This is a genomic window from Ancylomarina subtilis, assembly GCF_004217115.1.
GTDB lineage: Bacteria > Bacteroidota > Bacteroidia > Bacteroidales > Marinifilaceae > Ancylomarina > Ancylomarina subtilis.
Map to the genome: position 1 here is coordinate 1 of NZ_SHKN01000013.1, position 1094 is coordinate 1094.

1 protein-coding gene is annotated in these 1094 nt (G+C 33.8%); it reads left to right on the forward strand.

What is annotated here, in order from left to right; genetic code table 11:
• Window positions 1-199 precede the first annotated feature (199 nt).
• Complete coding sequence (locus EV201_RS16325) at window positions 200-817, forward strand: hypothetical protein (protein WP_130308713.1); 618 nt, start codon at window positions 200-202, stop codon at window positions 815-817.
• Window positions 818-1094: the final 277 nt, after the last annotated feature.

The following is a 1094-nucleotide window of genomic DNA, read 5'->3' on the forward strand; positions in this document are numbered from 1 at the left end:
AATTTAAAACTATAAAAGACAGGCAAGCAAGGCTCAATTAATACCGCACCCCTAACAAAAGCTAAATTGCAGCGGGGGATATATAGTTTGCATAACATCTGCGTTTTATTAACTTTATGTTCGCTTTGATAAGGCGGTCGTTTTATATCCCGCCGACAACTTAGCAAGCCCGTTACCACACATTATAAAGAATCTACTCATGGAATATCAGTTAATTGAAGAAATAATAAGCCGCAGTCATTCTAACGATTGGAATTCAGCCAAAAATGAGTGGTCTTTTGAATATGTGTACCAAAGCGAAGAAAAAGAAACCTGTCTTTGTGGGCATCATCCAATAATAAATATTTGTGTACTAAAGAATTCTATAAATAATAACGAAACTGAAGTTGGGAATTGTTGTGTAAATAAATTTTTAGGGATAGATGCTGGAACTAAAATTTTAGCTTCAATTAAACGATTAAAGGATGATCTATCAAAAAGCATGAGTTCTGAAGTCTTAGAATACCTAAATAAGAAGAAAGTGTTATCTGATTTTGATTATAAATTTTATTCAGATACTATTCGGAAACGAAAACTATCAGAGAAACAGCTTGCCATTAGAGAAAGGATTAATCAAAAACTAATTGACTTTACTAGCTATGAATTAAATACAAATTTTTCAAGAATTAATCTTGTATTGAAATGGGCTGAAGACAGGAGTTGGTTTGATACTGAATTTGTTCTTTCGTTAAAAAAGAGTTGTGAACGTAAGGGGAAGTTAACTGAGGCGCAGCATACAGCTCTTGAAAATATCATAAAGAAATTAAAAATAGAATAACGTGTGGTAACAAAAGCTATATGTAATGCGGGTTCAGCGGGTAAATCAACCGTAGTTCTCCATTGCAATACCGCCAAATCTTTGATTTGTCAATTTATAATTTGAATTAATGTAAATCAAAGTTTTGGCTAAGTGCGGATTTGAAAGTGAAATGCTTCGAAATCCCGCAAAACACATAGCAAATCCGTTAGGGGTCATTGCCTGACTTTGTTTTTAAATTTTCGCTTCGATTCCAGGCAAGAGAAAGCAAGCTATAGGCAACAGCGGAGGGATTAAA

Bases quoted from the DNA above. Each gene is read 5' to 3' on its own strand.
- EV201_RS16325 (WP_130308713.1), top strand. From the start codon at position 200: ATGGAATATCAGTTAATTGAAGAAATAATAAGCCGCAGTCATTCTAAC.